This window comes from Vibrio sp. V43_P6S15P86, from assembly GCF_009904725.1.
Lineage (GTDB): Bacteria > Pseudomonadota > Gammaproteobacteria > Enterobacterales > Vibrionaceae > Vibrio > Vibrio diabolicus.
Genome location: NZ_WXWT01000379.1, coordinates 1 through 5,217 on the forward strand (window position 1 = coordinate 1; position 5,217 = coordinate 5,217).

General features: G+C 45.2%; 7 protein-coding genes. All 7 read left to right on the forward strand.

What is annotated here, in order from left to right; genetic code table 11:
• Positions 1-1,324 (forward strand): hypothetical protein (locus tag CAG69_RS17145; protein WP_237668089.1); only part of this gene is annotated, 1,324 nt, incomplete at its 5' end.
• Position 1,325: 1 nt separating this feature from the next.
• Positions 1,326-1,670, forward strand: coding sequence for a DUF2523 family protein (locus CAG69_RS17150; RefSeq protein ID WP_017636216.1), 345 nt, complete (start codon positions 1,326-1,328; stop codon positions 1,668-1,670).
• A 4-nt stretch (positions 1,671-1,674) separates the two neighbouring features.
• On the forward strand, positions 1,675-3,060 hold the full coding sequence (locus tag CAG69_RS17155) for a zonular occludens toxin domain-containing protein (RefSeq protein WP_069548626.1): 1,386 nt from the start codon (positions 1,675-1,677) through the stop codon (positions 3,058-3,060).
• Positions 3,060-3,203: a hypothetical protein gene (locus CAG69_RS22335; RefSeq protein ID WP_005477649.1), complete on the forward strand. Its 144-nt coding sequence runs from the start codon at positions 3,060-3,062 to the stop codon at positions 3,201-3,203. The genes CAG69_RS17155 and CAG69_RS22335 overlap by 1 nt, the downstream gene beginning before the upstream one ends.
• A gap of 566 nt (positions 3,204-3,769) precedes the next feature.
• Positions 3,770-4,048: a hypothetical protein gene (locus CAG69_RS17160; protein WP_042520887.1), complete on the forward strand. Its 279-nt coding sequence runs from the start codon at positions 3,770-3,772 to the stop codon at positions 4,046-4,048.
• A gap of 126 nt (positions 4,049-4,174) precedes the next feature.
• Entirely contained in the window at positions 4,175-4,885 is a 711-nt protein-coding gene (locus CAG69_RS17165) for a phospholipase D family protein (protein ID WP_047101101.1), read from the forward strand.
• A 37-nt stretch (positions 4,886-4,922) separates the two neighbouring features.
• On the forward strand, positions 4,923-5,217 hold a 295-nt coding region (locus tag CAG69_RS22585), incomplete at its 3' end, for a DUF4189 domain-containing protein (RefSeq protein WP_237668090.1).

Sequence of the window (5,217 nt, forward strand, 5' to 3'; positions counted from 1 at the left end):
CTCCACAACCTCATGTTACATGGATAGTGATGAGTTCGGCTTACGTATAATGTGTAATACCGACAGTTCTTCTTTCCCAAAAATTCAAACTGTATGGTTCCGTCATGATACGGCTAAGTGTCCAGCTGACTATGAATTGATAAATGATGGTGACGGTGTCACCTGTGAACCCATCGTTCCTCCGTGCGAGTATGGGGAGAATCCTGACGGCTCATGTATGGACGCTTGCCAGTTCAAACAGTCTATTGGCGATACCGTGAAATTGTACTGGCACCCTGCCATTTACGGCGAATTGGTGACGGGCGCTTGTTACGGTGATTACGGAGCCACTCGATGTGAAGTCACTAAGAACGAATCCACCATTATTTGTACTGGCGTTCCTGATGGACAGTACACGCCCGACTCTCAATGTTCTCTCAAGTTCGCGTTCACTGGTCGTCAGTGTGAAGGTGGCACTTTGTTTTGGGGCGATAAGGGACCGGATGAACCCATCATTCCACCCGATGAACCGGAAGACCCAACCCATGACCCTGACGACCCAACAGGCGAGATTGAAGACCCAAGTGTCCTACCCGATGATTCAACCAACACGATCAATCCCGGTGACGTCGATGATGAACCGGATGTAGAAGACCCTGGTACGGATGAATCGACAGACACGGCAGTCCTTTCTGCTATTAAAGGGCTTAACGTGGATGTGAACAAAGGCATTCATGATCTTAACGTCGATATCAACCAGTCACACGCGGACATCACCAACGCGGTCATTGATGTGAAAGGCTCTTTGGTTGATAACACTCAAGCCATTCAAGAGCAGCAAATCAATGACAACAAGATTTATAAAAACACCAAGGCACTCATCCAACAGGCCAACGGCGACATCACTACGGCGGTGAACAACAATACCAACGCGACCATTGGTATTCGTAACGATTTAAAAGGGCTTGGTGATTCCGTGGGCGAACTCGATAGCAGCTTAAATGCGATTGAGGGTCTATTGACTGGCTCTGAGTTTGGTACACCTACGGGCACCGCTATCACTGGCGAAATCTTCACGGCAGAAGACTTTGCCATCCTGCAAACCACGATAGATGAAAAAGCCGAATACATCCAAGGCTATGTGGACGACATCAAAGGCTTAATCACTATCGGCACCAACTTCAATAACGGCACATTAAGCGACAAGTCTTTTAACATCAAAGGCGCAACCGTTGAATCAGGACTACAGCGTTTTGATGCGGTATCGGGGTATGTGCGCCCTGTCGTGCTGTTCATTTGTGCCTTAATCGCCCTTTGGGTTCTGTTTGGTAATCGGAGTAAATAACATGGAATACATCTACTCAGCATTAGAGTTTATTGCCAACATTGGGCAAACCTTTCTCGACTTCTTTGATGTGGCGATTGAATGGATAAAGAACGTGTTTGAATACGGCGCGATGTGGCTTATCTCAGTATGGTTCGATATCAAGATTGCCTCGATACAAATCGCACTCAAGATTGCGCAGCTGCTGCTCGAAGAATATGGCGTCTATACGCTTGTCGAAGACCGCTTTAATGCGCTTCCCTCTGATGTCCGTTATATCTTGACCGAATACGGCGTCACCTCTGGGCTACGTGTCATCTTTGATGCGTTCGCTACGTCTTTAGTTATGCGTTTCTTTAACTGGTGATTGAATGGCTACTTCATTTCGATACGGTCACGGTGGCTCTTACAAATCGGCTTGCGCCGTGTGGTTTGACTTACTGCCTGCACTGCGTGAAGGTCGAATTTGCATTACCAATATTCATGGCATGCAGCCACTTGAAGTGATTGAACAACGCCTTGGTGAGAAGTTTCCTGATACAGCTCGGCTCATTCGCATTAGCTCTCGCAATCCTGAAGGCTTCGAGCTTTGGAAATACTTCTTCTGTTGGGCACCCATTGGGGCATTCATCCTCATTGATGAGTGTCAGCAAATCTTCTCGGTCAATGCAGGTTTCAAAATGGCGAACATACACAAGCGCCCTTTCACTGACTTTGAGCCTCACTTACCGGACGGATTCTCTGAGCTGTTTCACTCTCGTTGGCTAACGATTGATACGTCCAGTTTGGACAATGGCGAGATAGATGATTGCCAACGCACACGTTTTGATGAGCAAGGGCGCATCATCTATCCCGAGAACTTTAACAACGCCTTTATGGAGCACCGGCACTACAACTGGGACATTGTGTTGCTCACGCCTGACTTTGCTCAAATCCCGAAAGAGTTAAAAGGTGTCGCGGAGTTGGCCAAGCAACATAAGGGTAAAGATGGGATCTTCTTTTCCAACCGTAAACCGCGCATCTTGGAACATGACCCGACTCGAACGGTCACCAAACCAAGCAAAGACGATGTGGTTTATAACCTCAAGGTGCCGCTTGATGTCCACCTACTCTACGCCTCGACCGTCACGGGGCAAATCACCAAATCGGGACTTGGAAAGAACATCTTCCTTAACCCGAAATTCTTAGCAGCTATGGCACTGGTCGTGCTTTCATTTGGGTACTTAGTTTATGCGCTTATTGGTATGGTTTCTGATTCTGAGACGACAACTGCGGAAGGAACGCAGCTTCATCAAACTTCGCAGCAAAGTGGCGTTTCGACTTCGCAAGGTCAAGCACGTCCTGGTCAAAGTGGTTCGCCTGGTTCTGTCATGGGTTCTAGTGGTTCTGGCTGTACGGGTTCTGGTTGCGGGAATGAGTCTTATCATGACGTAGGCACCGTTCCTGCTTGGTTCCCACTGGCGAACTCAGAGAGTATCTATGTTTCTGCCGTGGAACGTTGGCACAAAGCCACCTCGATACACGTCAACGTGCATTTTGAGGTTGTCACACCACGCGGTGTGACTTACCTCGATGACGGATTCCTAAATAAGTTGGGCGTCAAGATGGAATATCTGGACGATTGCCTCGTCCAGCTGTCTCGCGGCGCATCCAATTTCTATGTCACGTGTTCGCCGTATGAGCAATATGCGCAACGACAAGAGCAAGATATTGAACTCAAACCTGTTGGCGGTTTGTTTAGTGGAGACGAAACCTAATGAATGAATACGTAACGCATGGACAGTTAGTTGAAATCATCGAGCTGTTTGATCATCTCTCGATAGTGAACGCCGTCATTGTGGTACTCGCGTATGACCTTGCGAGATACCTCCTAGGCAAACTGGTCGACTACTTCAATTAAAGGCACGGTGCCAGCCCCGCAGGGATAAGGAGTTGCGGAGCGACGACGAGGCACCAAGCCGCCCACCTTAGAAAAACCTAGCCTCATCACTTAATCGGCGCGGTTAGCAGCCCAAAGCCACTTGGATGCAGCCGCCCTCCTTCCTGCTAGACCAGCCTCGCAGAGACTATCCACACCAAAGGCGCGTTAACCTACCGGAACGCTGCATACTCACAACATCAAAGCTTTGCGAGTGTCGAGCAATGCTTATTCTTCTTTTCTGGGTTCTCTCCGACGGACGCGCGGAGCAAGTGAGGACGGGCTAGGACGATTGCGCGACGTGCGGCGGGAGGTCAAACCCCCGAATCTGTATTACGGGGGTAAATTCCACCATGCTTCAACGGTTCGATTAAATCTTGATTAGGCTATAATAAATAACAAAACACTTATGCAATTAATTTATCTTATTGAAACTATGAAGCCATCTGTTGAGCATATTGCAAGGAAACTGCACAATGTGCGCATAACAGGAAACTAATAGTCGTATAACAAGCGTTAGATGACCTTTAGGTAATTAAGGAGTAATAATGAAATATAGATTAGGTTTGAAAGAAATTACTGAAGATGATGTGAATGCACAGTGTCCGTTTATGCCGGAACCAGAAGATTACCAAATGTATGTAGCTGCTTTCGCTGATGATTTTAATCAGCTAGATATTGTTGAAAGTGCTGTCGTTGAAAATAATAGTGTGATCATCAAGTTAGCTGAGGGAGTTGACATTGAACAACTACGACAAGTAAGTATTTCAATACATCAAAACTACTGGGACTACTTACGAACAACAGGTTTTGAAAAGATCGCTTGACTAACTGTTCAAGAGTGATTCGCAACGCGCGGCATTTGACCACGCGTTTTTTATCTTTGCTACTTGATTCAGTATTTTCTTAGTCGTAGCCTATGTGCGCTAGGTTTTATATGTCAAGGATATGAAATGGCTAAGTTTTTAAATACAAGTGCAACAAACTACTACCTCGAAGAACTGATAAAGAACGCTTCTGAAAGGCTAATCCTCATCAGCCCATTTCTTAAGCTTAATGATCGTATTCGAGAGCTTTTGGAAGACAAAGACCGATTAAAGATAGACATTCGAATTGTTTATGGCAAAAGCGAACTACAACCTGATGAGATTAACTGGCTAAAAGGTCTCTCCTTTGTGCGTACCAGTTTTTGCAAAAACCTCCATGCAAAGTGCTACATGAATGAAAGTGCTTGTATCATTACAAGTTTAAACCTCTATGAGTTTAGCCAAGTAAACAATAATGAAATGGGTATCTTCATTGACCGTGACGAAGACCCCAATGTCTACAAAGATTCGTACGAGGAAGCTCAACGTATCATTCGTATTAGTGATGAAGTTAGAATCTCGTTAGAGAAAGTTCAAGCTGCTAATTTAGATACGGAACTTACTGAAAAGCCTGTTACAGATAATGAACTAATTAAACTCAGCTCCTCTAAGTTAGCTAAAAAGCACAAACTTAAAACAGATGAGTTTCTCAGCTTGTGTGTTAATAAAGGATACTTAACGTTAGATGACGGAAAGCACTCATTAACCGATGAAGGTAAATCCTCAGGTGGTGAGTTTAAATACAGTAAACGTTTCGGTCCATATTTTGTCTGGCCAGAGTCCTTGGAAGTATCGTAACTATTTGGTTCAATATTTTAAAGTGAGTACAGCAAACGTGAAGATTAAAATAAGAGCTATGTTAAGTTTAGCTGCCGCCCTTAGCTTGATAGGTTGCACCTCCACTAACTTCAGTGAATATAAGGATCTACCTGGCCATAAGTCCATAGCTGTTGGCTCTAATGGCGTTATCGCATATTCCTCATCGAATCCCAATGTCGAAACAGCCATTACAACAGCCATTGATAAATGCTCTTCAATCGGTGGCAAAGATTGTAAGTTTATCGATGTTGATGGTTATAGTCCTATTGGTAATAAAACATATATGTATGATGATCGTGCAGCCAGTGTTG